At 62.2% G+C, this 25,716-nt stretch carries 23 protein-coding genes; 9 read left to right on the forward strand and 14 right to left on the reverse strand.

What is annotated here, in order from left to right:
• Nucleotide 1: 1 nt before the first annotated feature.
• From C8J33_RS12565 to C8J33_RS12615, 11 genes are all read right to left on the reverse strand, one after another.
• Nucleotides 2-1,939: a bifunctional 5-dehydro-2-deoxygluconokinase/5-dehydro-2-deoxyphosphogluconate aldolase gene (locus tag C8J33_RS12565; RefSeq protein WP_132664563.1), complete on the reverse strand. Its 1,938-nt coding sequence runs from the start codon at nt 1,937-1,939 to the stop codon at nt 2-4.
• Between the two features lie 77 nt (nt 1,940-2,016).
• Nucleotides 2,017-2,802 (reverse strand): TIM barrel protein, encoded by a 786-nt coding sequence (locus C8J33_RS12570; protein WP_132664564.1) that lies wholly within the window; start codon nt 2,800-2,802, stop codon nt 2,017-2,019.
• A gap of 8 nt (nt 2,803-2,810) precedes the next feature.
• Nucleotides 2,811-3,821, reverse strand: a complete 1,011-nt coding sequence (locus C8J33_RS12575) for a Gfo/Idh/MocA family protein (RefSeq protein WP_110802785.1) — start codon at nt 3,819-3,821, stop codon at nt 2,811-2,813.
• A gap of 1 nt (nt 3,822) precedes the next feature.
• Nucleotides 3,823-4,725: a sugar phosphate isomerase/epimerase family protein gene (locus tag C8J33_RS12580; RefSeq protein ID WP_132664565.1), complete on the reverse strand. Its 903-nt coding sequence runs from the start codon at nt 4,723-4,725 to the stop codon at nt 3,823-3,825.
• Between the two features lie 28 nt (nt 4,726-4,753).
• Nucleotides 4,754-5,692, reverse strand: a complete 939-nt coding sequence (locus tag C8J33_RS12585; RefSeq protein ID WP_132664566.1) for a sugar ABC transporter substrate-binding protein — start codon at nt 5,690-5,692, stop codon at nt 4,754-4,756.
• Nucleotides 5,693-5,774: 82 nt separating this feature from the next.
• Nucleotides 5,775-6,794, reverse strand: coding sequence for an ABC transporter permease (locus tag C8J33_RS12590; RefSeq protein WP_110802782.1), 1,020 nt, complete (start codon nt 6,792-6,794; stop codon nt 5,775-5,777).
• A 28-nt stretch (nt 6,795-6,822) separates the two neighbouring features.
• Nucleotides 6,823-8,361, reverse strand: a complete 1,539-nt coding sequence (locus C8J33_RS12595) for a sugar ABC transporter ATP-binding protein (RefSeq protein ID WP_132664567.1) — start codon at nt 8,359-8,361, stop codon at nt 6,823-6,825.
• A gap of 64 nt (nt 8,362-8,425) precedes the next feature.
• Nucleotides 8,426-9,367: a sugar ABC transporter substrate-binding protein gene (locus C8J33_RS12600; protein ID WP_132664568.1), complete on the reverse strand. Its 942-nt coding sequence runs from the start codon at nt 9,365-9,367 to the stop codon at nt 8,426-8,428.
• 247 nt (nt 9,368-9,614) lie between these two features.
• Nucleotides 9,615-10,643, reverse strand: coding sequence for a LacI family DNA-binding transcriptional regulator (locus tag C8J33_RS12605; RefSeq protein ID WP_132664569.1), 1,029 nt, complete (start codon nt 10,641-10,643; stop codon nt 9,615-9,617).
• A gap of 431 nt (nt 10,644-11,074) precedes the next feature.
• Complete coding sequence (locus C8J33_RS12610; RefSeq protein WP_132664570.1) at nt 11,075-11,509, reverse strand: type II toxin-antitoxin system VapC family toxin; 435 nt, start codon at nt 11,507-11,509, stop codon at nt 11,075-11,077.
• Nucleotides 11,509-11,748 (reverse strand): type II toxin-antitoxin system VapB family antitoxin, encoded by a 240-nt coding sequence (locus C8J33_RS12615; RefSeq protein ID WP_132664571.1) that lies wholly within the window; start codon nt 11,746-11,748, stop codon nt 11,509-11,511. The genes C8J33_RS12610 and C8J33_RS12615 overlap by 1 nt, the downstream gene beginning before the upstream one ends.
• Before the next feature lie 805 nt (nt 11,749-12,553).
• Between C8J33_RS12615 and C8J33_RS12620 the strand changes: the two genes are divergently transcribed.
• Nucleotides 12,554-13,027 carry an RNase H family protein gene (locus C8J33_RS12620; RefSeq protein WP_245507165.1) on the forward strand — a complete coding sequence of 158 codons (474 nt, stop codon included), beginning with the start codon at nt 12,554-12,556 and terminating at the stop codon, nt 13,025-13,027.
• A gap of 3 nt (nt 13,028-13,030) precedes the next feature.
• On the opposite strand, the gene C8J33_RS12625 is transcribed toward C8J33_RS12620, so the two are convergent.
• Nucleotides 13,031-13,357 carry a hypothetical protein gene (locus C8J33_RS12625; protein ID WP_207904033.1) on the reverse strand — a complete coding sequence of 109 codons (327 nt, stop codon included), beginning with the start codon at nt 13,355-13,357 and terminating at the stop codon, nt 13,031-13,033.
• Between the two features lie 237 nt (nt 13,358-13,594).
• On the opposite strand from C8J33_RS12625, the gene C8J33_RS12630 reads away from it, so the two are divergent.
• Complete coding sequence (locus C8J33_RS12630) at nt 13,595-14,224, forward strand: hypothetical protein (RefSeq protein WP_132664573.1); 630 nt, start codon at nt 13,595-13,597, stop codon at nt 14,222-14,224.
• A 27-nt stretch (nt 14,225-14,251) separates the two neighbouring features.
• Here C8J33_RS12630 and C8J33_RS12635 read toward each other — a convergent pair whose 3' ends face one another.
• Nucleotides 14,252-14,617, reverse strand: a complete 366-nt coding sequence (locus tag C8J33_RS12635; RefSeq protein ID WP_132664574.1) for a VOC family protein — start codon at nt 14,615-14,617, stop codon at nt 14,252-14,254.
• A gap of 245 nt (nt 14,618-14,862) precedes the next feature.
• Here C8J33_RS12635 and C8J33_RS12640 point away from each other — a divergent pair, with 245 nt between their 5' ends.
• From C8J33_RS12640 to C8J33_RS12670, 7 genes are all read left to right on the forward strand, one after another.
• Nucleotides 14,863-17,535 carry a LuxR C-terminal-related transcriptional regulator gene (locus C8J33_RS12640; protein ID WP_245507166.1) on the forward strand — a complete coding sequence of 891 codons (2,673 nt, stop codon included), beginning with the start codon at nt 14,863-14,865 and terminating at the stop codon, nt 17,533-17,535.
• Nucleotides 17,536-17,655: 120 nt separating this feature from the next.
• A complete protein-coding gene (locus tag C8J33_RS12645) occupies nt 17,656-19,344 on the forward strand; it encodes a hydantoinase B/oxoprolinase family protein (RefSeq protein ID WP_110802773.1) in 1,689 nt (562 codons plus the stop codon).
• Complete coding sequence (locus C8J33_RS12650; protein ID WP_132664576.1) at nt 19,341-21,404, forward strand: hydantoinase/oxoprolinase family protein; 2,064 nt, start codon at nt 19,341-19,343, stop codon at nt 21,402-21,404. The genes C8J33_RS12645 and C8J33_RS12650 overlap by 4 nt, the downstream gene beginning before the upstream one ends.
• Nucleotides 21,405-22,490 (forward strand): ABC transporter ATP-binding protein, encoded by a 1,086-nt coding sequence (locus C8J33_RS12655; RefSeq protein WP_132664577.1) that lies wholly within the window; start codon nt 21,405-21,407, stop codon nt 22,488-22,490.
• A gap of 32 nt (nt 22,491-22,522) precedes the next feature.
• Nucleotides 22,523-23,695, forward strand: a complete 1,173-nt coding sequence (locus C8J33_RS12660; protein ID WP_132449401.1) for an ABC transporter substrate-binding protein — start codon at nt 22,523-22,525, stop codon at nt 23,693-23,695.
• Between the two features lie 81 nt (nt 23,696-23,776).
• Nucleotides 23,777-24,634, forward strand: a complete 858-nt coding sequence (locus tag C8J33_RS12665) for an ABC transporter permease (protein ID WP_110808017.1) — start codon at nt 23,777-23,779, stop codon at nt 24,632-24,634.
• Nucleotides 24,631-25,431, forward strand: coding sequence for an ABC transporter permease (locus tag C8J33_RS12670; protein WP_132664578.1), 801 nt, complete (start codon nt 24,631-24,633; stop codon nt 25,429-25,431). Before C8J33_RS12665 ends, C8J33_RS12670 begins: the two co-directional genes overlap by 4 nt.
• On the opposite strand, the gene C8J33_RS12675 is transcribed toward C8J33_RS12670, so the two are convergent.
• Nucleotides 25,338-25,670, reverse strand: coding sequence for a GNAT family N-acetyltransferase (locus C8J33_RS12675; RefSeq protein ID WP_132664579.1), 333 nt, complete (start codon nt 25,668-25,670; stop codon nt 25,338-25,340). The genes C8J33_RS12670 and C8J33_RS12675 overlap by 94 nt on opposite strands.
• Between the last annotated feature and the right edge of the window lie 46 nt (nt 25,671-25,716).

The raw sequence follows: 25,716 nt of genomic DNA on the forward strand, positions 1-25,716 counted from the left end.
GTCAAATTCCTCCCTGCGACGGAACCGTCGCTTCGTTGTCCTGCGCCACCGCCCGCGCCGTCTCCCAGAGTGCGCAAAGGCGGCGATAGCGCGCCTGCATATCCTGCACGGCATCCGCATCCGTGATGTCCCCGGCGAGCCATCCTCGCGCAGCGTCGGCGAAGATCGTTCGGCCCACAGCAAAGCCCTTCACCAGCGGGAAGCCGGCGGCGATCTTGAAGCTGGCCGCAAGTTCGTCCTCCGGCGCATCGAGGCCGAGGACGACGATGCCGCGTGTCTTCGGATCGTTGTCGGTAATAGCGGTGCAGGCCTTCTCCCAGGCAACGCGGCTCGCCATCGGCTCGAGCTTCCACCAGTCGGGATAGATGCCGATCTCGTAGAAGCGGCGGATCAGCGTGGCGTTCGTGTCGTCATCGACCGGGCCGACCTTCGACGGAATGATCTCCAGCAAAAACTCCAGCCGGTTGCGCCGCGCGGCCGCAAAAAGTCGCCTGACCGTTTCCTCCTGCGCATCCCTCAGGTCGGTCGCATCATCAGGATGGCAGAAGCACAGGACCTTCACGACATTGTCGAGCGGCCATTCATCCAGGCCGCCGAAGTCGGGACCGATCTCCGGCTCGAGCGTCAGCGGACGCGATCCCGGCCACTCCACCGGGCGGCCGATCCAGAGGCCGGTGCCGGATGCCGCATGCAGAGCGCGCTTGCCGAGACGGTTGTCGCAGAGAATGCCGTATCCCGACCGACCGTCCTGCACGTCGAGCGCCGCTTGAAGGCAGAGCGCCTTGAACCGGCCGATCTTGTCGGGCGTGGCCCCCGGCATGGCTTCCAGCTGCATACGGTGATCGAAGGCGAAGACACGCATCGTCGACCAGTCCGCGTGGCGGTTGGTCGCCCAGTGGATCTGCTCAAGTTCCAGATCCTGACGCAGAGCCTTGGTCTTCACCCCTCGCTCGAGAAAGAACGTAAGCTCTGCCAGCGAGGGATAGGCCGGCGTACAACCGTGGCGGCTGACGGCAAAGGCGCCGCAGGCATTGGCATATTGAAGGGCACGCGGCCATGCGGCATCTTCAAGCCAGCCCTTGATGAGGCCGGACATGAACCCGTCGCCGGCGCCCAGCACGTTAAAAACCTCGATGGGATAGCCCGGGCCGGTCTCTCCGCCGTCGAGATCGTCGGGAATATCGCCCGTGAAGGCGACGGCCCCTGCCGCACCGCGTTTACAGACGAGCGTCGCGCGCGAGACGGCGCGCACCGCACGCAACGCCGCGATCGTTTCTGTGGAGCCGCCCGCGATGTGGAATTCCTCTTCCGTCCCCACGATGAGGTCGAAGAGATGCAGTGTCGATTGCAGCTTGGATGTGACGGCCGCGCTTTCGACGAACCGGCTTTCGCCATCGCCATGGCCGGCAAGGCCCCAGAGGTTGGGACGGTAATCGATATCGAGCGCGGTTCGGCCCCCGTGCTTGCGGGCAAGCGTTAGCGCCTTCAGAACGGCCTTTTCGGTGTCGGGGTGGCTCAGATGCGTGCCGGTGGCAACGACGGAGCGCGCGCGCGCGATCAGGGCTTCGTCAATATCATCTTCGCACAGGGCCATGTCGGCACAGTTCTCGCGATAGAAGATCAGTGGAAATGTCTCCTCGTCGCGGATGCCGAGAAGCACGAGCGCCGTCAGCCGCTCGGGATCGGTCTTCACGCCCGTGACATCGACACCTTCGCGCGCCAGTTCCTCGCGGATGAAGCGCCCCATATGCTCGTCGCCGACCCGCGTGATCAGGGCGGACCGGAGGCCGAGCCGGGCCGTTCCCGCAGCCATATTGGTCGGCGAGCCGCCGATATATTTGCGGAAGGACCCCATATCCTCCAGACGTCCTCCGATCTGGGCGCCGTAAAGATCGACAGATGATCGACCGATCGTGATGATATCCAGTGACTTTTTCATTTCATCCTCCAGCATCGGCCGTGGTTCCAGGGATCGACCGTGCCTGCACCTGCGCGCAGACACAGCCGCTCGTTGCGTCAGAGATGGGCCGAGACGTAGACGATGCTCTCACGGACCGCCGCTTCCGGATCGGTCAACGCGTGGACCTCTTCGGCGAAGGGCTCAAAGCTGAAGACCCCATCGAAACCGGCGGCGATCAGCGCCTTGATCTGGGCCACGTTCTCCAGACGGTCTGCGCCATCCACCAGCACGCGGTGCGCGTCGATCATGTCGTCCACGGCAACCGCCGGATCGACCACGCCCGAGATGTGGACGAGGCCCGTGCGGCTCGGAAAGAGCTCGGTTTCGCCGGCAAGGTGATGATGGAAGGTGTCGTGCACCAGTCTGTAGACATCGCCGCCACCTGCTGCGTCGATGGCGCGCAGGGCTTCCGCCTTCGTTCTCAGGGAGGAGATCGGGAACCCCAGAGGCTCGACGAGGCCTGTCAGACCGCGCTCCTGAAGGATCGGCTTCATGGCTGAGAGGGCCGCCACGAGATCATCGAACAAAACCTTTGTCCCGTCGTTCAGCGGGCACATGACCAACGCCTTTGCACCGCTTGCCGCAGCGTAGTCGACAAGGGCTAAAGCCTTAGCCGGCAGGTCCCCCGACCAGACGTTGAACGGGTAGAGCGCGTTGATCGAAACGATCTCGACGCCGGCCTTTTCCGCCGCCGCCTTGACGTCGGCGGGATCCATCGTGTTGACGACATCCGGAATGTCGTTGCGGATCTCGACCTCCGTCAGGCCGAGACGGCGGGCTGCGGAAAAAAAGTCCTCAAGAGACAGGTTCGGGGCCGTGATGTGGTTGATGGCAAAACGCATAGGAGCCCTCAGTTATAAAGCGCCGGACGGGCGGGAAGGTTGATGGCGACGGCTGCCCCTTCGGCATCCTGCGCACTGACGCAGGCATCCGACGTGATCGCGGCGACATAGCCGTCCCAGGAACTCGGGCCGGAGGCGGTGCCCCTGGCGGCTGCATGGATGAAGTCCTGCAGTTCGACGTCGTAGCTGGCGATGAAGCGGTCCTTCCAATCGGTCAGGATCTCGCTTTGCTGGCGCGCACCAAGCCGCATGGGGATCGCCATGGGATCGGGCAGGTTCGCGATCCCGTCCTCGCCGACGACCTGGCACTGGATGTCGTAGCCGTAGTGGCAGTTCACGAAGATCTCGACGTCGATGATCGTGCCCTTGGCGGTTTCGAGAATGACAATCTGGGGATCGCGCAACTTGGCATGGCTGCGGGCGGAGGCCCGCGGAAAGAGAACGCGGGCGGAGACGTAGTCGTCGTCGAGCAGCCAGCGCAGCACGTCGATCTCGTGGATCATCGTGTCGTGGATCGCCATCGGGGTGACGTATTGCTCGGGAACGGCGGGGTTGCGGTGGGCGGCATGCACCATGATCGGCGCGCCGATCTGGCTGTCGACCACCTTCTTCAGGGCGACGTAGCCCGCATCGTAGCGGCGCATGAAGCCGACCTGCACGAGGCGTTTTCCATGGGCAACCTCCGCATCGACGATGCGCTTGCCGCCGTCCGCCGTGGTGGCCAGCGGCTTCTCGCAGAAGCACGGCTTGCCGGCAGCGATCGCTGCGAGAACGTATTGCTCGTGTGTCGCGCCCCAGGAGGTCACGAGAACGGCATCGACATCCGGCGACGCGATCAGCGCCTCGCCCGTCTCGAAGATGGCGGCATCCGGTGCGACGTCTGCCTTGACCGCTTCTGCCGAGGCCCGGTTGACGTCGCTCAGAGCGACGATCTTCGCGCCGCCGAGGACATGGTTGATGCGGCGCGCATGATCGCGCCCGATGGCGCCTGTGCCGATAACGCCAATTCTCACAGTCATTTCAGACCTCATTCCAGTATTTGGCGACATAGCGCCGGGTTTCGTTGAGCATGAAGCGCGCGCTGTCATCGACGCGGTCTTCCCAGGCGAACACACAGTTCGAGAGGACACCGTCGAATTTCATGTCTGCGAGCGTCGCGAAGAACGTATCGAAATCGATCTCGCCCTGGCCGAAGTCGGTGTGCTGATGGACGCGCACCTTGGAGCCGGGAGGGTTGACGATGTAGCGGAGCTCCGACGACTTGTTGTGGTCGTAGGTGTCGGCCAGCCGGACATGCACCAGATGCCCCTCCGTGGCGCGCAGATTGGCGACCATGTCCGGACCGTAGAAGAACGTGTGCGGCGCGATGAACGACGCTTTGACGGACGGCGAGTTGATCGTCTTGATGATGTCGACGGCCGGCGCGATCTGTTCGATCCAGTCTTCCGGGTGCGCTTCCAGCGACAGGACGAGGCCCTCCTTCTCGAGGAGCGGCACGAGAATATCCATCGCGCGGAAGAACTGGGCCTCGCAGGTTTCGGGACGATGGAGGCCGGAACGATCGTTCAGGCTGCGCTCAGGCGATCCGCCACGGCCGAACTCCGAGACGAGCATCGGGCCATCCATCTCGACCGCGATCTCGATGACGCGTTTCCAGTTGTCGATCGCGTTGTCCCATTCATCCTGATAGGGGCTCGCCCAGCGATACATCGGCTGGAGCGTGGCGAGGCCGACACCATGATCCTTCAGCGCCGTCTTGAAGCTGGCGACGCGCTCCGGATAGACTTTCGGCCTCGTCCACCAGGAGAGAAAATCCGGACGCGGGGACAGTTCGACGTAATCGTAGCCGAGATCGGCAACCTTGCGGCAGGTGTCCTCCAGCGAAAGGTGCCGGAACATGTGCGGGTCGAGTGTGTGTTTCATGGGCTTCTTCTCCAGGGCCGCTGTCGTTTCACTTGTAGGTCGCCATGGTGTCCGGCGTGACGAGCTCGAAGGGCACCCAGAGGGCCTTCTCGGTCGGTTTGCCCAAGGCCATCGCGACGGCCGTCTCGACCGCGACCTCCCCCTGCCTGGTCGCATTCTGGAAGACCGTCAGGTCGAGGTCGCCCGAGGTCATGGCGGCAAGGCCGTCCGGTGTGGCATCGATGCCGGCGATCACGATGCTCTTCATGTCGATGCCGGCGGACTTCAGAGCCTGGGCGGCACCGATGGCCATCTCGTCATTATTGGCGATGACGGCATCGAACTGCACGCCTGCGGTCAGCCAGGACGCGGTGAGATCCTGTGCCTGGGTCCGGTTCCAGTTGGCCGTCTGCTTCTCGATGATCTCGATCTTGCAGTTGGGCCGCGCGAACACGGCCTCGACATCCTTGGTACGGGTCAACGCAGCATGGTTCTCCAGAGGGCCCATCAGGATGACGGCGCGACCTTTGCCGCCCATCAGCTTGCAGGCTGCCTCTGCTTCCATGGTCCCGGAATCAAGCTCGTTGGAGCCGACGAAAGCGGTGCCATCCGGCAGGCCGCTATCGAGCTCGGCCGGCGGATGGTTGACGTAGACGAGCGGGATTTTGGCGTTTCGCGCCGCCTGCGTAATCGCGGCCGTCGCGTCTCCATCGACGGCATTGACGATGATGGCGTCGACGCCGTTGGCGATGAAGTTCTCGACTTGGCTCAGTTGCTTGGCCGGATCGAGCTGGGCGTCTTCGGTGAGAAGCTCGATGGTCGTATCTTTCGCTGCGCCGGCGCGAATGCCGTTCAGCAGGATCGTCAGGAACGGATTGTCGAAGGACGTCATGGACACCGCTACCTTCGTCTCGGCAAATGCCGGCGATGCAAGAAGGCCAGGTGCTGTAAAAAGGCAAAGTGCGGTCGTGATCAGGAGCTGTCTCATCGGAGGTCTCGCTAATTGAAGGTCGTTTGGTGGTGATGTTGGACGCTGGGAGGCCGGCCCCCTTGGAAGACGTGCCTCGGTTTCAGGCCGTCTTCACGCGCTTTCGCTGTCGGTAGACGTCGGCCACGACGGCGGCGACGATGATGATGCCCTTGAGCATTTCCTGGTAATAGGCATCGAGCCGGAGGAACGTGAACCCGGAAATGATGACCCCGAAGATGACCATGCCGATCATGGTCCCGAGGATGGAGCCGCGACCGCCCGACAGGGAGACACCGCCGATGACGGCCATGGCGATGGCGTCGAGCTCGTAGCTCGTGCCCATCCCGGCCTGAGCGGTCAGGCCGCGCGAGGCGACGACGATGCCGGCCAGAGCCGAGAGAAGGCCTGCCACTGCATAGACCTTGACCGTGTGACGCTCGACATCGATGCCGGAGACGCGGGCCGCCTGCTTGTTTGCGCCAATCGCATAGGTGAACTTGCCGTAACGGGTGTAGCGCAGGACCACATGCATGATGGCGGCGACGATGAGGAAAATCAGGACGGGAGCAAGCCCCTTGCCGATCGCGGCAAAGCTGTCTGTGGGAAAGCTGATCGGTTGACCTTTGGTGTACCACTTCGCAAAGCCCCGTGCGGTGACCATCATACCCAGCGTCGCGATGAACGGCGGAATGCGCGAGTAAGCGATGAGGAGCCCGTTGATCGCGCCGCAGACGACGCCGACCAGAAGCCCGGCGAGAACCGGCACGATGACCGGAAGATCCGTCAGTCCGGGATAGACCGCCCGCTCGAATGTGCCGACCTGGGCAAGGCTCATGGAAATCATCGCCGTTGCCCCGACGATCGATCCGGAGCTGAGGTCGATGCCGTCGGAGATGATGACCTGCGTGACGCCGATCGCGATGATGCCGATGACCGAGACCTGCAGGATCATGATGGAAAGCCGCTGCGTGTTGCCGAGGAAGCTCTGCCCCTGCAGGATCCAGCCGAGAATTTCAAACGTCAGCGAGATGCCGACGAGCACCAGAAGGATCGTCAATTCCGGCGGAACGCGCCGTCGCGTCTGCTGCAGCTTCGGAACGGGTTGCGTGATGGTGTTCATGTTCGCTGTCTCCTCCCGCGGTGCACGACTAGCGCGCAGCGAGGTCCATGATCTTGACTTGAGTGGCTTCGGCGCGGTCGAGAACACCGGACACGCGACCTTCATGCATGACGACGATGCGGTCGCTCATCCCCAGCACTTCCGGCAGTTCTGACGAAATCATCAGCACCGCGACCCCCTCCGCCGCGAGACCGGTGATGAGCCGATGGATTTCCGACTTGGCGCCGACGTCGATGCCGCGCGTCGGTTCGTCGAGGATGAGAATGCGCGGCTTGGTCAGGAGCCAGCGGGCAATCAGCAGCTTCTGCTGGTTGCCGCCCGAGAGGTTCTCGACAGTCTCGTAGAGGTTCGGGGTCTTCACCCTCAATTGGCGGGCCATGTCCTCGGCAAGCTTGGTCACGGTGGACTGATCGACGAAACCGCCTTTGACGTGCGACCGCGTGATCAGCGCCGACTGTATGTTTTCCAGGCAATTGAGGCTCAGGAAGCAGCCCGTCTCCTTGCGATCCTCGGTGAGGAAGGCAAAGCCCTGCGCCATGGCAGCGCTCGGGCTCCCGATGGTCACCGCCGTGCCGTTGACCAGGATCTCGCCGGATGTGGCAGGCGTGACCCCGAAGATAGCTTCGGCGACGTTCGACCGTTTCGACCCCACAAGCCCTGCAAGCCCCAGGATCTCCCCGCGCCGGAGCGAGAACGAGATGTCGTGGAAGACGCCGGGAATCGTAAGATTGCGAACCTCGAGGATGACCTCGCCAATCGGGCACTCGATCTTCGGAAACATGTCGGTGATATCGCGCCCGACCATCATGCGGATGATGTCGTCGCGGTTGACGTCCGTCGACAGATGGGAGCCGACATATCTCCCGTCGCGGAATACGGTGAACTCGTCGGCGATCTCGAAAAGCTCGTTCATCTTGTGGGTGATGTAGACGATGCCGATCCCGCGTTCGCGCACGTCGCGGATGATCGAGAACAGGCCTTCGACCTCGCGATCGGTCAGGGCGGATGTCGGCTCGTCCATGATGAGGATCGAGCTATCGTAGCTTACGGCGCGGGCGATCTCGACCATCTGCTTCTGAGCGACCGTCAGCTCCGACACCTGCGCGCGCGGATCGAGCGTGATGCGGAGGCGGGCGAAAAGATCGGCGGTCATCTCCGCCATCCGGCCGTGATCGATGAGGCCGAAGCGGTTTTTCGGTTCCCGCCGGATCCAGATGTTTTCGGCGACCGTCATCCAGTTCATCAGGGCCAGCTCCTGATGGATCATCGCGATGCCCTGCTCGAGCGCATCGAGCGGCGACTTCAATGTAACGACTTCCCCGCGAAGGCGGATTTCGCCGGCATCCGGCTGGTAGATACCAGCGATGATCTTCATCAGGGTCGATTTTCCGGCACCGTTTTCCCCCATGAGGGCGTGCACGGTGCCGCGGCGAACGCGCAGCTGAACGTTATCGAGCGCGACGACACCCGGGAACTCCTTGCGGATACCCTCGATGGAAAGGAGACCGTGGCGCTCCGTCTCTTCGATGACGTGCTTGATGGCTTCGGCAGTTCGCGGACTGACCATATGCAAACCCTCCATGGTGGGATCGGGAAAGGCGTTCCCGCCTCCCCCTTTGTCGCGAAGAAGGTTAGTTCTTGGCCTGATAGTCCTTGAGGTTCGAAGGCGTCACGAGCTCGAAGGGGACGTAACCCTTCTTCTCAACCGGCTCGCCGCGTGCGATCTTCAGCGCGGCATCAACGGCACCGCGGCCTTGGCCAGCGGCGTTCTGGAAGACGGAGACATCCAGCTCGCCTGCGGCCATGGACGCCAGAGCATCCTGGGTCGCGTCGATACCGGCGACGATGACATCGTCCATCGCGCGCCCGGACGACTTCAAGGACTGAATGGCGCCGATCGCCATCTCGTCATTGTTGGCAATCACGGCGTCGAACTGAACGCCGGCGGACAGCCAGTTGGTCATCAGGTCGGCGCCCTGCGTACGCGACCAGTTGGCAGTTTGCTCCTCGACGACCTTGATGAAGCTGCACTCCGGCGTGGCAAGGACATCCTTGATATCCTGGGTGCGCATACGCGCTGCCTGGTTGGACAGTTCGCCCATCATCACGACGGCTTTCGCCTCGGTCTTGCCGGCAGCCTTCAGCATGCGGCAGACTTCCTTCGTTTCGAGCGTGCCCGACTCCTGTTCATCGGATGCCACGAAGGCCTGCTTCTCGGGAAGGTCGTCCACATTTACCGGCTGCCGGTTGACATAGACCAGCGGGATGCCGGCAGCAGCCGCCGCCTGCGAGAGCGCGACGGTCGCATCGGTATCGACCGGGTTGACGATGATCGCATCGACGCCGGACGCCACAAAATTCTGCACCTGGCTCAGCTGCTTGCCGACATCGTTCTGCGCGTCCTCGATCTGCAGCGTGACGTCCTTCAGATCCTTCGAGTAGTCCGTCATGCCGTTGCGAAGAACGGTCAGGAAGTTGTCGTCGAACAGCGCCATCGAGACGCCGATGGTCTCGGCCGAGGCCGTTGTCGCGAGCATCGTTGCGAGCGCTGTCGCCAGGAAATATTTCTTCATCGGGTTCTCCTCCACTTTATTCGTGTTGCCGCCGTTACGCGGCTGTTTATGGGCATGCGTGTCCGATGCCGCTGGCGAACCAGTGACGGGAAACAAGGATCTTGTTGCGTAAGCGGTGAGCTCCTACCTCGTCACCGCAGGGGGACAATTCCGCAGTCGGCCCGACGGGTCAACACGTCATGAGAGGGTCGAGCCGTCATTCCTGATAGAAACGCTCTCGCGATGCTGACGTTTTTCTATCATTCCCTCATAGACTCTCAGGAACCCAGAGAAGGGCCGGAAAGAAGCGCTGCCCGGGACTTTCCGCCATGCCGTGTTCGATCGTGTGCACCATTGTCGCAATCAGGTCGGCACAGAGTTCGACCAGCGGCGTCTGGAAAACGCCCGAGATTCGGCGCTCGAGCAGGGCCTGCCGGGATTCCGGCGTGAGTTCGTTGACGAGGCAGGCGATCTTCTCCGAGCGCTTGCTCTCCTTCAGCGCCTCGATAGCACCCTCCATACCACCGCCCATGCAGTAGACGCCAACGAGATCGGGATGGTGCGACAGCGTATCCATCAGGAGTTCATAGGTCAGCCGCCGGGTTTCTAAATTGATATGAGCATCGAGAACCTGAAACTGCGGTGCGAACTCGCGCATGTAAGCGCGAAAACCCATCTCACGGAGCGAATGTCCGTGAAACCGGTGGCCACCGAGAAACAGGACCACCTTTCCCGGCGAAGGCGACAGTTTGGAGATCATCCAAGCCGCACTTCGGCCGACCTTCATATTGTTAGTCCCGAGATAGGCTTCCCGCACGCCTTGCGCTAGATCGGTCAAGAGGGCAAACGTCGGAATGCCCTTAGCCTTCAGCGTCGAAACTGCGGCCGTCACATCATAGTGATCCGGCCCGGTCACCGCGATGGCCGAAACCTTGCCGGCCATGCCGAGCATCAGTTCCGACAGTTCGCTCGGCTCGCCTGAAATGGCGTAAGCGATCGTCAGGCTGACATGGCGATCCTTCACGGCCGCCGCCGCCGCATTCAACTGTTCGGCGAAAGCCTGATAGAATGGCTGTCGCTCCTTCCGCAGAATAATGCCGAACCGATAAGACGGCAAATCAGCCATCATGCGCTGACGGATAATTTTAGCGCCGTGAAAGCCCAGCTTCTCCGCCGCTTCGTAGACCTTACGCGCGGTCTCCTCGCGAACAGGAAGGCGACCATTCAAGACCCGATCGACTGTGGCGACACTCAAGCTGGCCGCCTGAGCAACATCGGCGATGGTAGGACGTTTCATGAAATATCTCGGATGATCGAATGTTTAGCAGAATGACAGCCCCTCTGCGATCAATCCAATCATTGTTGAACTCATCAACCAATTTTCATATCTGCCTCGCTGGAGCATGGCTGTGAAATAGGCCTAGCGCCTTGAAAAGGTTCGAACCAACGACCCCGTCGTCCAGTAGCCATGCCGGTATTAGTCATCTTGTTGTGACAAAAAAGTCGTTCTTTGGAATGGCTGGTATCAGGCCGTGTCAGGACGGTCCGGTTGTGGCGACGACTAGGCGGTAAGCTGCCGCTCTGCAGCCGCCCATCAAAAGACCTCCCGGAGCAATATGCAATGTCTTGATAGCAGCCATCGCCTTCGGCGCGGCGGCATGGGGAGCATGTGTAGAGAATTTGCGATACGTCTTCGGACATGACTACCTCGCGCGTTGCTATTGACGGTCACCAGCCTAGATCAGTTTCGGCAAAGTCGTTGCCCTTGTAAGCGATCTTCGTGCGGTAAGCCCTGGCGCAGGCATAAGTGAAGCAATCGCCCATATTCAGTTTTGCCGAGTGATTGACGATCTTCCCAAACTGCTGTGCAGCGTCAAGCGCCTTGGTCCCCACATCTCCCGAGATCATAGCCTCTTTGGCTTCAAGGTCCGCGAAGAACTGATCGACCATCCTTCGCGCCTTAGCGAGCATGTCAGGCGTAGCAGGACGGTCGCGGCCTGTCGCCTGTGCCATGCGCCGCGTCAGCGAAAGCGAGGCTTCCAAGCGAACCACGGCCGACACGTAAAAGGGGCCACCGTGCTGTTCGAGCCGCTGCATCACCTCGCCGGCGTCCTCTTCGCCGGAAAGGATTGCGACGGCCACGGAAGCGTCCACGAATAGCATCAGTCTTCGCCCCACATTTCGTCAGTTTCGCGTTTGTGGTCCCCCGGCGCAAAGGGACCGGCGTCCCGCGCCATCGCGAGGGACTTGGCCAAGCGCTCGCGCATGGGCAAGCTGCCCTTGCGGCTGGCGATCTCGCGCCGGAGGGCAGTTTTCACGGCATCAACCTTAGATGTCTTGGTCAAGCGGATCAGCTCTTCAGTGAGCATATCAACTTCCGGATCTTTGATGTAGAGCGGCATGATGCATATCCTTTCGAGGATATTATAATATGCTTGAAAGGATATGCTCGCAATGGCCTCCAGATTTTTCCATCGGAAAAGTTGCTTTGCCCCTTGCGTAGCCTTGCAGCGTTCTCGCTACGCAACTTCAAAGAACGTTCAGAATATATCTTCATTAAGCACGAGCTCCCGCACAAGCGGGGTTGGGGGTCTATCTGAAAGTTTCAAAAAATGGCTGGCCCGACCTGGAAAGCTGCGGTTCCAATCCGCGTTAACGGCAGATGGCTACTCTAGTCGGTGTTCATGATCCTGACGGTGCAGGCCAGTTGGGCTGTCGGTTCCGGAATGGAGAGCCCGGCCAAGTCGTTCGGCGTTGGCGACAATCTCAAGCGGAAGGTCCAGCAGCTCGTCATTGGGATGCTCGATACGCGCCGGTGCGACGCGGGTAGGGCTTCCTCAACAGTCAGATCAGCCGATATCCTAATTTCCTATCGTACTTAAATATAGAGGATTTTGTCGATTTGCCATGGCCTTTGGCCGATCTCGGCATAAATCGATTACGCCATCGTTCATCACCCCAGTCGCAATCGATCACTCAGTTGGATTATGGATCATAGAACCTGAGACCATCACTCCTATAGTGAGGCACGGGGCATGCCGACGGATGATATTGTGCAACCATCATGCACATTGCTCGCATACATTTCGGGAAAAGTAAGATTTGAGTGGAGACGGTCCCAAGCGGTACATCAACAGTCGGCTGATGGTCTCAACATCGTGACGAGAGCCACGACATATCAAGATCCGGGATGTTTTGGAGGCAGACTTGTTAGACGTTTACGCGGACGGTTCCTTCCGCCCGAAGTCTTCGACCGGTGGGTGGGCGTTCGTGGTTTTCCAGCACGGGCAGGAGATCCATCGGGCGCTTGGGTTTGCGACCGGGATGTCGAACAACACTTTCGAGCTTTTGGCTGTTTTGAAAGCAGCGGCGTGGATCGCAAACGAACGTGCCGACACGTCCGCCACCATCTGGACGGACTCGAGCCAGACGGTGAAAGGGTGTCAGATCTCCAGGGCTATCTGGAGAAACAACGGTTGGCGCCGTATCGAGGCAAATCCAAAGAAGCGAAAGCGTTTCATACAGGACGCCGCGTTATGGCAGGAGCTTGACCGTCAGCTCACCGCCAACCCTCGCATTCGCATTGCATGGTGTCGCGGACACGATGACATTCCAGGCAATGAACTGGCCGATGCAATGGCGCGGACGGCGGCAATGGCAACGAACGTCACCATCGGCTAGACGTCACATCCTCTTTTCCGCGCCGAAGGGTTCAGCGTCCAGAGCACTCGGTAGAGACCCAGCGCATGCGTGAAGCGCCTCGACGACCATCCGCAGATATTCTCCACGTCTGCCATCTCCCGCCTGTGCCGCTTCGCTCGACAGCTCGCCCCGTATCCTGTCGATGAAGCCCAGATGATCGAATGTGTCCGACCGCACGTTCACCTCGACCTCTTCGACGTAATGCGACACCAGCAAACCCAGATCGAGGTTCCTGTCCGCCTGGTACATCAACGCCATCTGTTGGGCGAGTTTAACCATCTGCACGTATGGTCCGAGCGCAGCGCTCATGACATTCTCCTCTGTGGCTTGCTGTCCCGATCACCGATAGGTAGCGGAAAGGACGTCGAACTGCTCTGAAGATGGGGATGTCGGATCGCGAAGCTATCTCTGCCCGAGATAAACTTTCCGTCAGAAGCGCCGCATGCAGCCAAGGCTGTCCGCACGGCAGACGCCCGTGATCGCGGAGCAAGAGGGGAAAACGCTCCCTGCGTTGACTTGGTCGGATCTGAGGCCCATCTCACCGCCATGTCGAAGCGCGAGAAAGATGACGTCGAACTCCTGCGGACCTGGACGTTGCCGTCAGCGGCGACGCTCGGCTCATCGGTGCGCGCGAAAGGCATTCTTCTGGAAATGCGCGCGCGACTGCCGGCATCATCGAAGAAACTGCTCGTTCTGGAGTCTGGGGAACTTGTTCTTGCGATGCCCGCCAGTGCGAAGACCGAATTCAACGCAGCCGCCGGCGTTATCTCTGCAGCGATGAAAGATATCGAAAGCCTCCCGGTGATCCCGCGCGAAATCCAGGACATTCTGACGATCAAGCCAGGCGAGAGACACCGCTGGCTGGCGGACGGTCGCCTTCCGAGTGCCGGAACAAGAACAGTCCGACTGGCAGGCCGCGCCAAGAAGATCACCTTTCATGTCTTCGATCCCAGGGTTGTCGAAGACCTCCTCAATAGCGGGAGGGTCGATGAATGGCGAGAGGACGACCTGGCCGCTGCCGCCGAAAACCGACGGCGGGCGGCTTACAAAGCCAAGCTTACCCGTTCGTTGAGAAAGGGTCGGAGTGTGGTGGCGTCACCACCGGCGGGACCGGATGAGGCAGCTGCAAAACTGGATGATTGGGAAGCGTTCGGCCGCGACGGGCTTTTGCGTTGATCTTTAAAACCAACGTGTTCGCCCTCATCATAGTGATTGAACTGCGATGCGGTTACCTTCGCTATCAGCAATTTCGGCGACAAACCCAATCTCGTTCACCGGTATCTTTGGAAACAAAATCTCGCTCCCATACCCAACAGCCTTGGCCAGAACGTCGTCAACGTCTGCGACATTAAGATAGATGATTGCTCCATCTCGGGTGGGAACGTAGACATCGCCTTGGGCAAGCGCTGCGCTGGCACCACCTCCACCTTCTTCGAAAGGGAAATAGGCCATTCTGTTGTCGTGGATTATGACAACGTCTCCAAAGTTCACCCCGAACACAGCACTGTAGAAGCGCATGGCTCTATTGAGATCTGTTACAGGAATTTCGACGTGGGCAATTACGTTCACTCAAGGGCTCCTACGACATGGCCTCTGCCATTGCTGACTGCGCCAAACTCCGACCGAGATTCCGGAGAATAAATGCCCTTGGTAGACTTTGCCATGGAACATCTATCTCGCCTTCACCTGCAACCCGCAATGGAAGACGGAGGCTGAAGCCGTCCGGGTTTCCAAACAGGCTCCGAGGCCATAAGATCGCCCAGTTCGCCCCTGTTGCGAGCCGTTCTTCATGCCTGGAAAAAATGCCGAGAGCCGTGCTGCCCACATCGTCGCTACGCCGGCAAGCCCGCTTTCGACCGCCCTCGATCGCGGGCAAAGTCGCACGCCCCCGGCTTCTCGATCTCCTGTCGCTGCCCCGGCAACGACGGCTGACGATCCTTGTCGCGCCGGCCGGCTATGGCAAGACATCGCTTGCCGCGCAATGGTATCACCGGCTTCTGTCACAAGGCCTCACGCCCGCATGGATTTCGCTCGGGCCGGATGACAGCGACCAGAGCCGGTTTCTGCTAGCGATGGTCGAGGCCCTGGACCAGATCCTCGACCATCCGGCCAAGCCGATCGATGCTGGCTCCGTGTCCGTCGCAACGCTCCTGTCCGTGCTCGTCACGCGTCTGCAGCGCGTTCAGCCGGAGGCGACCCTGTTTCTGGATGATTATCATGCGTCCCAGACCGATGGCACGGAGGCGATCGTCGCACGGCTGCTGTCGCATGACGAGCTCGGGCATATCCGGTTCGTGCTCGTTTCCCGCAGTGCGCCACGATTTCCGACATCGGCCCTGCGCCTTGCCGGGGAGGTCAAGCAGATCGGGCTTGCCGAGCTCGGATTTTCCGACGACGAGGCGCAGGCCTTCTTTGGCGGCGATGGCGCCTCGCTGAGCGGCCCGCAGTTGAAGAGCCTGAACGAGCGTGCCGAAGGCTGGGCGGTCGCCCTGCAGATGATGCGGATTCTGCTGGAGGAGTCCGGCGCCGATAGTCCGGCCATCCTCTCCGCGTTCAGGGACCGCAGCGGCGACATGGGACAATATTTGTCGGAGCAGGTCTTCTCAAGCCTCTCAGCTCCCTTGCAGAGACTGCTTCTCGAAACGTCGTCCCTGCCGGCCATCAGCCGGGGGCTCGTGTCCGCGCTCTGCGATGAAACGGTCGTCGGAGCCTTTGCCTCCCTGCGCGAACAGGCCCTGCCCATCGCGGTGCTCGATGACGAGGGACAATGGCTGCGCCTGCATCCCGTTCTCACGGGGTTTCTGAAGGAGGAGGCCGTTCGTCTCGGCATCGACAGCAGCGCGATCCTTGCCCGTGCCGCGCGCTGGTTTGCCGGAGAAGGCGATATCGAGGCCGCGGTCGAGCATGCCTTCGCCGCCGGCGCGCCGGAGCTTGCCGCGGAGATCATCGAGGCGGCCGGAGGCTGGCGGCGGGTGTACACGACAAATCGAGGCGGTGCGGCCCTGTTCCGCAAGCTGTCGGACGAGGCGGCACAGATCGATCTACCGGCCTACCCTCTCACCACGCTCGGCCTTGCCGTCGTCAGCGCCAAGACGGCGCAGCTCGATGCGGCGGATTATTACCTTGAGATCGTGTCCCGTGGAGCCGACACCATGGACGAAGGGCTGGCGAGTGCGCTTCGGGTCGTGCGCGTTCTTGTGTCGCTCTACACCGACCGCTGGGTCAGCAGCGCAGATCTTGGAGAACTGGAGCGCGACCTTGGCCGTCACTCCGGCCGAGAGCTCGTGCATCGCGCGCTCTCGCTCAACATGCTCTCCTATAATTTCCTGATTCGCACCGACCTCGATCGCGCTTTGCATTATGGCAATCTCGCCATGCAGGCGTTCCGGGATGGCGGTGCGGATTTCGGAGCGTTGCACCTCTATACCCATATCGGCCAGGCCTCCTTCTTCAGCGGCGATATGATCTCGGCGGAGGAAGCCTATGACCGCCTGATCACCGAGGTCGCTGCGCATATCGGTCGTGGCAGCGATTTCGATGCCGTCGGCCATGTGCTGAAATGCGAGGTCCTGTCGATGCGGGGGGACATCGTGGAGGCCGGACGTGCGCTTGCATGGGCGCTGCCGCACGTCGAACGGCATGACACGTGGCTTGATCCGCTGGCCGCCGGCCTGCTGGCGCAGCAGCGCGTTCTCATCCTTTCGGGCGACACGATCGGTGCGCACGCGGCCATGGACCGGGCGCGGTCAACCGCAAGGCGGCGTGGTTTCGACCGGCTGGTCCGGATGATCGATGGCGAGCGCGTCGCGCTGCTGATCGCGTCGGGCGATCTCGCGGAAGCCGCGCGCTATGCCGAAGCAAGCGGGTTCGGCGAGAAGGCGGCGCGGGCGGACCAGCCGAACGACCTGTCGCTGCGGCTGCGGGGAACGGTGCCCGCCCTTCTGTGGGTGCGGATGCATCTGGCGCAGGGCCGCCTCGACGTGGCGCGCGATCTGCTCTCCCTGCTGGAAACGAGCCAGGCCCGCAAGCCGCATGTTCTACGCCAGATGGAGCTGCGTCTTCTCGGCATCCGGCTGGCGATGGCTGCCGGCGACAGCACGACCGCCGCCAGCCAACTTTCGGATCTCGTGCTCGGCCTGCCCGTCATGGATTATCGCGCCGTGCTCCTGTCGGAAGGGCCCGCCTTTGTCAGTGACATCCTTGCGCTCGCCCGCGCAGCACCGGTGCCCGGCGTCGTCCTGCAGCGTCTGTTGCAGGCGGCCGGATCGCCGTCTCCGGTCGTCACGAAGACCGGCGGCCTGACGGAACGCGAACAGGCCGTGATGCAGCTTCTGAGCGCGGGTCTGGGAAACAAGGATATTGGCCGGCGACTGTCCCTCAGCGACAACACGGTCAAGTTCCACCTCCGGAATATCTTTGCGAAGTTCGGCGTGACGACCCGCACGGGCGCGGTGGCGGCAGCACGCACAGCCGGCCTGCTTCCCTGACGTTCTGACCCTTGCCCACCCGTTCGGGCGGGTATCGCTGGCCGCATCCCACCCGTCTGGCTGGCTATGCCGCGTTCCCATCCCCTCCTACGCTGTGTTGCACGAACCAAGGGGGTCCACATGCTGTCCGGACAGAACGCCGTCGATCCGGTGACGCAGGAAATCATCGAGGGCAAGCTCGTTGCCACCGTGGATGAGATGGGCATCGTGATGGCCCGCACCAGCATGAGCCCCGTGATCTACGAAGTGCTCGATTTCGCCTGCGGCCTCCTGACCCGGGATGGCGAGCTCGTCGCGCAGATGAACGGCATCACGCTCTTCACGGGCACGTTCGGCGTACAGGTCAAGGCGTTGATCGCGCAATTCGGCGAACAACTTGCCGATGGCGACGTGCTTCTGACGAACGACCCCTATGCCGGGGGCACGCATGCCTGCGACTTCGCGATCGTCAAGCCGCTCTTCGTCGATGGCGAGATACTGGCATACGCGATCAACGTCGCCCACTACCTCGATGTCGGAGGCTCCGTGCCCGGCAGTCTTGCGCCCAACGCCACGTCCGTCTTTCAGGAAGGCCTGCGGCTTCCCGGCGTGAAAGTGATGCGGGCCGATGCGTTCTGCGACGAGATCCTTCACGTCATCGCCGCCAATGTCCGGATGCCAGAGATGGCTCTTGGCGATCTCAACGCGCAGATCGCCACCGTTCGCGTCGCCGGTCGTCGGATGGCGGAGCTTGCGGCCAAGTACGGTGCGGACGTGGTCGAGGCAGCTTTTGCGCATCTTCTCGCCACCAGCGAAGCCAGCGCGCGCGCAGCGATCCTCGCCTTACCGGACGGCGTGTATACGGCAACGGACGTGATCGACGGCGATGGCGTCACCGACGCACCGATCGAGGTCAGGGTCACGATCACCATTGCGGCGGATCAGATCGTCGCCGACTTTACCGGCTGCCCGCCCGCCGTCGCCGGGCCCATCAACTGCGCACGCGGCGCGCTGCAATCCGCCGTCAAGACCATCGTCAAGGCCCTCATCGACCCACAGGCGCCATCCAACGAAGGGTGGTTCCGCCCCCTCGACGTCGTCTGTCCGCCGGGCACGGTGTTCACGGCGGAACTGCCCTCGCCGACCGGCTGGTACTACGAGGGTTCGGTCCACGCGTCGGAACTGCTCTGGAAGGCGCTGGCGCCGCTCCAGCCCGGACGGTTCTCCGCCGGGTCCTATTCCAGCCTCTGCGTCGTCTACATTTCCGGCCGGGATGAAACCGGCATGCCCTTCATCCACATCGAGCCGCAACATGGCGGCTGGGGCGCAACGCCGGACGAGGACGGAGCCGGCGCGCTGATCGCGCTGACGGATGGCGACACCTACAACTATTCCGTCGAGGTGATCGAAGCCCGCTTTCCGCTGCGGGTTCGCCGCTACGCGCTGAACGTCGAAGGCGGCAGCGGCGCCGGGCGCCGACGCGGCGGTTTCGGCATCATCAGGGAGTACGAGGTGCTCTCAACGGAAGCATCCGCCTATGCCAGCTTCGGCCGAACGAAAACCCTCCCCTGGGGCGTTGACGGCGGGGCGGAGGGAACCGCAAATCGGCTCGAGATCGAACGGCACGCCGGAGGCCTTGATGTTCATGGACGCATCGCGCATCTCGATCTCGCGCGAAACGATATCTTGCGGATCGTTACCGGTGGCGGTGGCGGCTGGGGAGATCCGAAGGAGCGCGAACGGCCAAGGATCGAGCAGGATCTGCGTGACGGACGGGTGACGCGGGATGTGGCGCTTGAGATATACGGCTACGAGGAAGCGGCATCATGATCAGACTGGCAACGGATGTCGGCGGGACGTTCACCGATCTCGTCGGCTACGACGAGCGCAATGGCCGGCTTTTTACCGCAAAGAGCCTGACGACGACGGAGGATCAATCCAAGGGCGTCCTCGACGCGATCTCCGCCTGCGAGGCGACCGACGGCCTTGCCACCCGCGACGTGACGTTCTTTGCCCATGGCGGCACCACCGTGATCAACGCAATCACCGAGCGCAAGGGCGTGCGAACCGCACTGGTCACGACGGCGGGGTTTCGGGACGTGCTGGAGATCGGGCGCGGCAACCGGCCGGACCTCTATAACCTCCAGTTCAAAAGCCCCGAACCTTTCGTCCCGCGCCACTTGCGTTTCGAGGTCCGTGAACGGATGGACGCCAGAGGAAACGTGGTTCTTCCGTTCGAGGAGGCCGATCTGGCGTCGATCATTGCGGCCTGCAAGGCCGAGCAGATTGAGGCCGTCGCCATCCTTTTTCTCCACAGCTACGCAAACCCGCTGCACGAGGAGATGTGCGCCCGCCTGCTGGTCGCAGCGCTCCCGGAGGCGACCGTCTGTGCAAGCCATGCCGTTTCCCGGCAATGGCGCGAATATGAGCGGTCGAACACCGTCGTGTTGAATGCCTACGTCCAGCCGATCATTCAGCGCTATTTCGAACGGCTGGAACGCGCCCTGATGGCGCGCGATCTCACCTGTCCCTATTACGCCATGCAGTCGAACGGCGGCATCTCCACATTCGACCAGGCGACCGCGCGCCCGCTGACGCTGGTGGAATCCGGACCGGCCGGCGGCGTCGCCGGGGCAGCCTGTATCGGGCGCCTGCTGGGCGAGAGCGAAGTGCTCCACCTCGATGTCGGTGGCACGACAGCCAAGTGCTCGCTGATCCATGAGGGGCGGCCGACGCTGAACGTCGACTACAAGCTCGAACATACCCGCATTACCCCCGGACATCCGGTCCAGGTACCGGTGGTCGATATCGTGGAGATCGGGTCGGGCGGCGGTTCCATTGCCCACCTCGACAAACAGGGCCGCCTGCGCGTGGGGCCGGAAAGTGCCGGCTCTTCCCCGGGACCTGCCTGTTACAATCGCGGCGGCACCCGGCCGACCCTGACCGATGCCCTCGTCGTCATCGGCATCTTCGACCCGCAGAGTTTTGCCGGCGGGACGATGCGCCTCGATGTGCCCAAAGCGTCCGAGGCGATCGCATCCGTCGCCGGTCCCCTCGCCATGTCGGTGGAGGATGCCGCACTGGCCATCATCGAGATTGCGCATGCCAGCATGATCAACGCTTTGAAGCTAGTGACGGTGCAGCGCGGCCACGATCCGCGCGATTCCATCTTCATCATCAGCGGCGGCGCCGGCCCGGCGCTGGCTAGCCGCCTTGGTCGCGACCTTGCCGTCAAGGCGACCATCGTCCCGCCGCATTCCGGCATCTTCTCTGCCTGGGGCATGCTGGCCGCCGAGCCGCGGGCGGATTTCCGGTCGACCTGGTTCGCGCCTCTGTCGCACGAGGCTCTTGCAGCCCTCGCTGAGCGCTTTTCCGGCCTCGAAAGGGAAGCGACGACCTACTTCGCCAAGGACGAAGACGCCCCGATCCGCTTCCTCTATCAGGTCGAGGCGCGCTATCGCGGTCAGGAACACGGCGTGTTCGTGGGCTTCTCCGTCGACGATACCGTGGAAAGCTTCTCCGAACGGCTGCACGCGGCGCATGAGCGCGCCTATGCCTTCCGTCTGACGACGACGCCGGTGGAGATCACGACGATACACCTCGAAGCCGTCCTCGAAGGCCCTGTGATCACGCTGTCTGTGCAGAGCCCGGCCGGGCGATCGCTCGAGGCGGCGCTGAAAGGCGAACGACGGGTCTATTTCGGCCGGGATAGCGGATGGCTGCCCTGCCCCGTCTATGATCGCTTGGCGTTGCCCATCGAGCAGGACATCCCCGGCCCGCTGCTGGTCGAGGAGGCGACGACCACCAGCCTCGTTCAACCCGATCAGGTGCTGAACCTGACCGCAAACGGCATCATGGTCATTCGCGAAGCCGGACGGGGAGGACGCTAGATGGCGATTGCAATCGACATACAGTCGGTGAGCCGCTCCTACGGCCCCATCACGGCGCTGGATGGCATCGATCTCTCGATCAAGGCCGGCGAGTTCTTCACGCTTCTCGGCTCCTCCGGCTGCGGAAAGAGCACGCTCCTGAAGCTCATCGGCGGGTTCGATCGCCCGAGCGAAGGTTGCATCCTGTTCGATGGCCGCGACGTGATCGACGTTCCCGCCAACCAGCGGCCCGTGAACACCGTTTTTCAGAGTCTCGCGCTGTTCCCGCACATGACGGTTGCGGAAAACGTCGGCTATGGTTTGAAACTGCGCGGTCTCTCCGGGGCCTCTCTCAAGGCGAAGGTCGAGGATGCGCTGGATCTGGTCGAGCTTCCCGGCTTCGGCCCACGCACGATCGGCATGATGTCCGGCGGACAACGCCAGCGGGTCGCTCTTGCCCGCGCCCTGGTCATGGAACCGGGCATCCTCTTACTCGACGAGCCGCTGACGGGCCTCGACGAGCGCCTGCGCCAGCAGATGCGCGACGAGTTCGGCCGGCTACACCGGCGAACCGGCGCGACCTTCATTCTCGTCACGCACAATCAGGATGAGGCGCTGAGCCTATCGGATCGCATGGCGATCATGCACAAGGGCCGGATCGAGCAGCTGGGTGTGCCAGCGCAGTTCTTCGAGCATCCCGCCAACAGCTTCGTCGCCCGCTTCGTCGGCATCGATACCCTGCTCAAGCCGGAGCGGATCGAGATGCGGGATAACGGTCCCCACGCCATCGTTGGTGGCCAGTCTCTGCGGCTCCGAGCGCCAGTGGCAACCCTGGGCGCCGACAGCCTCGTCGCCGTTCGACCGGACAGGTTGCGGATTTCGGAGAGCATCGACACCGCAGATCTCGTTCTGACGGTCGTGGCGACCACGTTTCGCGGGCTGCAGACGGATGTGCGCCTTACCTTTGCGGACGGCCAAAGCCTCGTGGCCGTTGTTTCCAGCGACAGTCCCGCGGCGACGATGAAGCCGGGCACGCAGGTACCGCTTTCGCTTCTTCCGGATGCAGCGATGCTTCTATCAGGTTCGGGAATGCCGCCGGCCGCTTGACGCGCCGGAGGTTAACAAAAAGGGGAACGACCATGACGAGACGTCCAGTGCCTTCCGCATTCGCCAGCAATATCGGCCGGCGCCAGATCCTGAAACTCATGGGCCTCGGGGGCACGGCTCTGGCAGCCGGCGGCCTCGGCCTTGGGCAGCGCGCCCTTGCACAGGAGGCGGGAACGGTCGCCTTCTGGGCAACCGCAACGCTCGACATCGCCGACAAGTGGCCGGAATTCGCGACCCAGGCCGGCGTAGCCCCGGAATTCACCGACAACGGCAACGATCTCGGCCCCGTCATCGCCCGCCTTGCCGCGGGGAACGCCAACGATCTGTTCGACGTCGGCGGTTTCCAGGGCGGCGCGGAAAAGGAACTCGCCCGTCAGGGCGCCATCGTTCCATGGGACCTCTCGAAGATTCCGAACTACGAAAGCGTCTGGTCGTGGGCCAAGGACATCGCCTATCTCAAGCAGGACGGCAAGCAGTACGGCATTCCCACCGTCATCAATGCGGACTCGATCATCTATCGGCCCGACAAGCTCGGCAAGATCGACAGCTACGGCGCCATCTTCGACCCGAAGCTGAAAGGCCGCGTGGCCATGGAGGATGCCTGGATCAACAGCGCCATCTTCACTGCCATGTACCTGAAGGAAAGCGAGAACCAGCCGATCAAGGACCCGGGAAACCTGTCGGAGTCCGAACTCGGCCTCGTCATGGAATTCCTGATCAAGCACAAGACCGACGGACAGTTCCGCACCTTCTGGAACGGTTGGGAGCAGGGCGTGCAGCTCGTCGCGGACGAGGAAGTTGATGCTATGACCGGCTGGGAACCGATCGTCTACGAAGGTCGCAAGCGTGGCCTTCAGGTGGAATATGCCGCACCCGTCGAGGGCTATGAGGGCTGGGGCAACAATACGGTGCTGCTGAAGGGCGCCGAAGACCGCGGAACGGCTGAAGCGGCGCATCGGTTCGTCGACGGGCTCCTGGGCGGCTTCTATGGTTGCGAGCTCGGCAAGGCGCGCGGCTATATCGTGCCGACCGACAAGAACCTCGACTACGCCAAGGCCCACCCGACGGAATATGCACCCGAAGAGGTCGAAAAACTTGCCGAGCACGTCAAGGCGAAGTTTGCGGGCAAAGTCTTCTGGCAGAACGCGCGGCCAGACAATTTCCAGCTCTACGAGGAATGGTGGCAGAAGCTGCGGAATGCCTGATCGCGTGACGGAGAGCTCCGCGATCTCCAGAGAAGGCCGGCGGCAATCCTTGCCGCCGGCGCCGTCAACCGGATCCCGCCCATGAACCGTCGCCCCCTCGCCCTCATCGCATCGCCGCTCCTTGCCATCCTCATGCTCGGCGTCGTGCCGCTGGTGCTGGTGCTGGTCTGGAGTTTCTGGACCTGGGATCCCGCCACCTACTGGATCAAGCCGGATCTGAGCCTTGCTGGGTACAGCGCGATCCTCGACGCGGGTCGCTGGACGGTGATCGTCTCGACCCTGCTCAAGGCTGCGGGAACAGCCGCCTTGTGCGTGGTTCTGGCTTTTCCCATCGCCTATGCCGTTCATTTCCTCAGCGGGCCGCGCCTGCAGACCTTGCTTCTCGCTCTGATCACGATCCCCTTCTTTACCTCCTACCTCATACGCGCCTTTTCCTGGCGGCTGGTCCTCGGGCGAACCGGCATCGTCAATACGACGCTCCAGCAGCTCGGCCTGACGCAAGCACCGCTGGACTGGCTGCTGTTCAGCAACTTTGCCGTCGTGGTCGGACTGGTCGCCTCCTATCTTCCCTTCGCGGTCTTTCCGCTCGTGCTCGCCTTCAGACGCGTCTCTCCGGACCTGATGGCAGCCGCACAGGATCTCGGCGCCGGTTTCTGGCGCGCTGTCCTCACAATTCTTGTGCCGCTGACCATGTCCGGCATTTTTGCCGGCTTCCTGTTCGTCTTCGTCATGGTGGCCGGCTCGTCCACGGAGGTGCAGATGCTGGGTGGCGCCGGCGCCTCCATCGTCTCGGTGATGATCAACGACGTCATGCGGGTCGCCAACTACCCCCTCGCCTTTGCGATCTCCACGGTCGTCCTCGCCGTCATTTTCGCGCTCGTGCTGATCGGCAATGCCGCCTTCGGACTGGCATCGCTGTTCGGGGAGGAGGAACGATGACCGTCCACGAAGGTCTCGGCAACCGCATCGTCCTCTGGGTCATCGCCGTTCTCGGCCTGCTGGTGATCTACGCGCCGCCGCTCTATCTGCTCGCGATATCGTTCAATCCGGCGCTGCAGCCGGGCCTGCCGAGCCTGTCGGCGCTCAGCCTGGACTGGTATATGGCGCTTCCACGGGAGAAGGCCCTGATCGGCGCGCTCCAGCAATCCTTCCTGATCGCGTTCGTCACGGCTGTTCTCGCAACGTTTCTGTCGCTTCTGGCCGCCCTCGGTTATGTCGAGCTGCGGCTCGGGCGAACCACGTGGATTCTCGCGGTCCTCCTGCCCATGTTCGTGCCCGGCGTGGTCCAGGGGCTGGCGCTCTCCGCCGTTTTTACCCGGATCGGCGTGAAGGCTTCGATGATGACGGTCATTTCAGGCCACCTGCTCTGGGCGATGCCGTTCGCCTTCATCGTCATTCTCACAAGCTTTGCGGCCGTGCGGCAGAACGTTCTGCTGGCGGCAGCCGATCTCGGCGCCGGCCGGTGGCGGCAGTTCGTCGATATCACGCTGCCGCTCATCCGCCCGGGCCTTGTCAGCGCCTTCATCTTCTCGTTCCTGCTGTCGCTGAACGAGTTCACGCGCGCCTTCTATCTCGCCGGACGTCAGAATACCCTTCCCGTCGTTCTCTTCAGCAAGATGAACTCCGGCGCCTCCCCCGTGATCTACGCCATGTCCGGCGCCATCTTCATCATCTCTGTTCTGATGGTCGCCGCACTGGCAATGTATAATCTTGTGAGAGAAAAGCGTATGAACTGACCTAGACGAAGCCGATGCATGTGGTGTTCCCGGCCAGTTGATGATGTCCGAAGAACGTCCTGCCATTCCGGATGATGTTCAATCCGAGCTTTGGAAAACGGGCAGAGGGAAATGACCGTGCCCTCACGCCGGGCATCATCGACCGCCTGGCCCACGAGGCGCTCACCGATCTTTCGGCCCCCACCCTCCCGGATCTGCGGCGGGTCGCCGTGGTTTGCCAGTCGCGTGGCGTTCCGCATATCAGTATTTCGCCGGGCATCAACGAGATGGGTCCTGAAGTCGCTG

This window comes from Rhizobium sp. PP-CC-3G-465 (assembly GCF_004343445.1).
GTDB lineage: Bacteria > Pseudomonadota > Alphaproteobacteria > Rhizobiales > Rhizobiaceae > Ferranicluibacter > Ferranicluibacter rubi.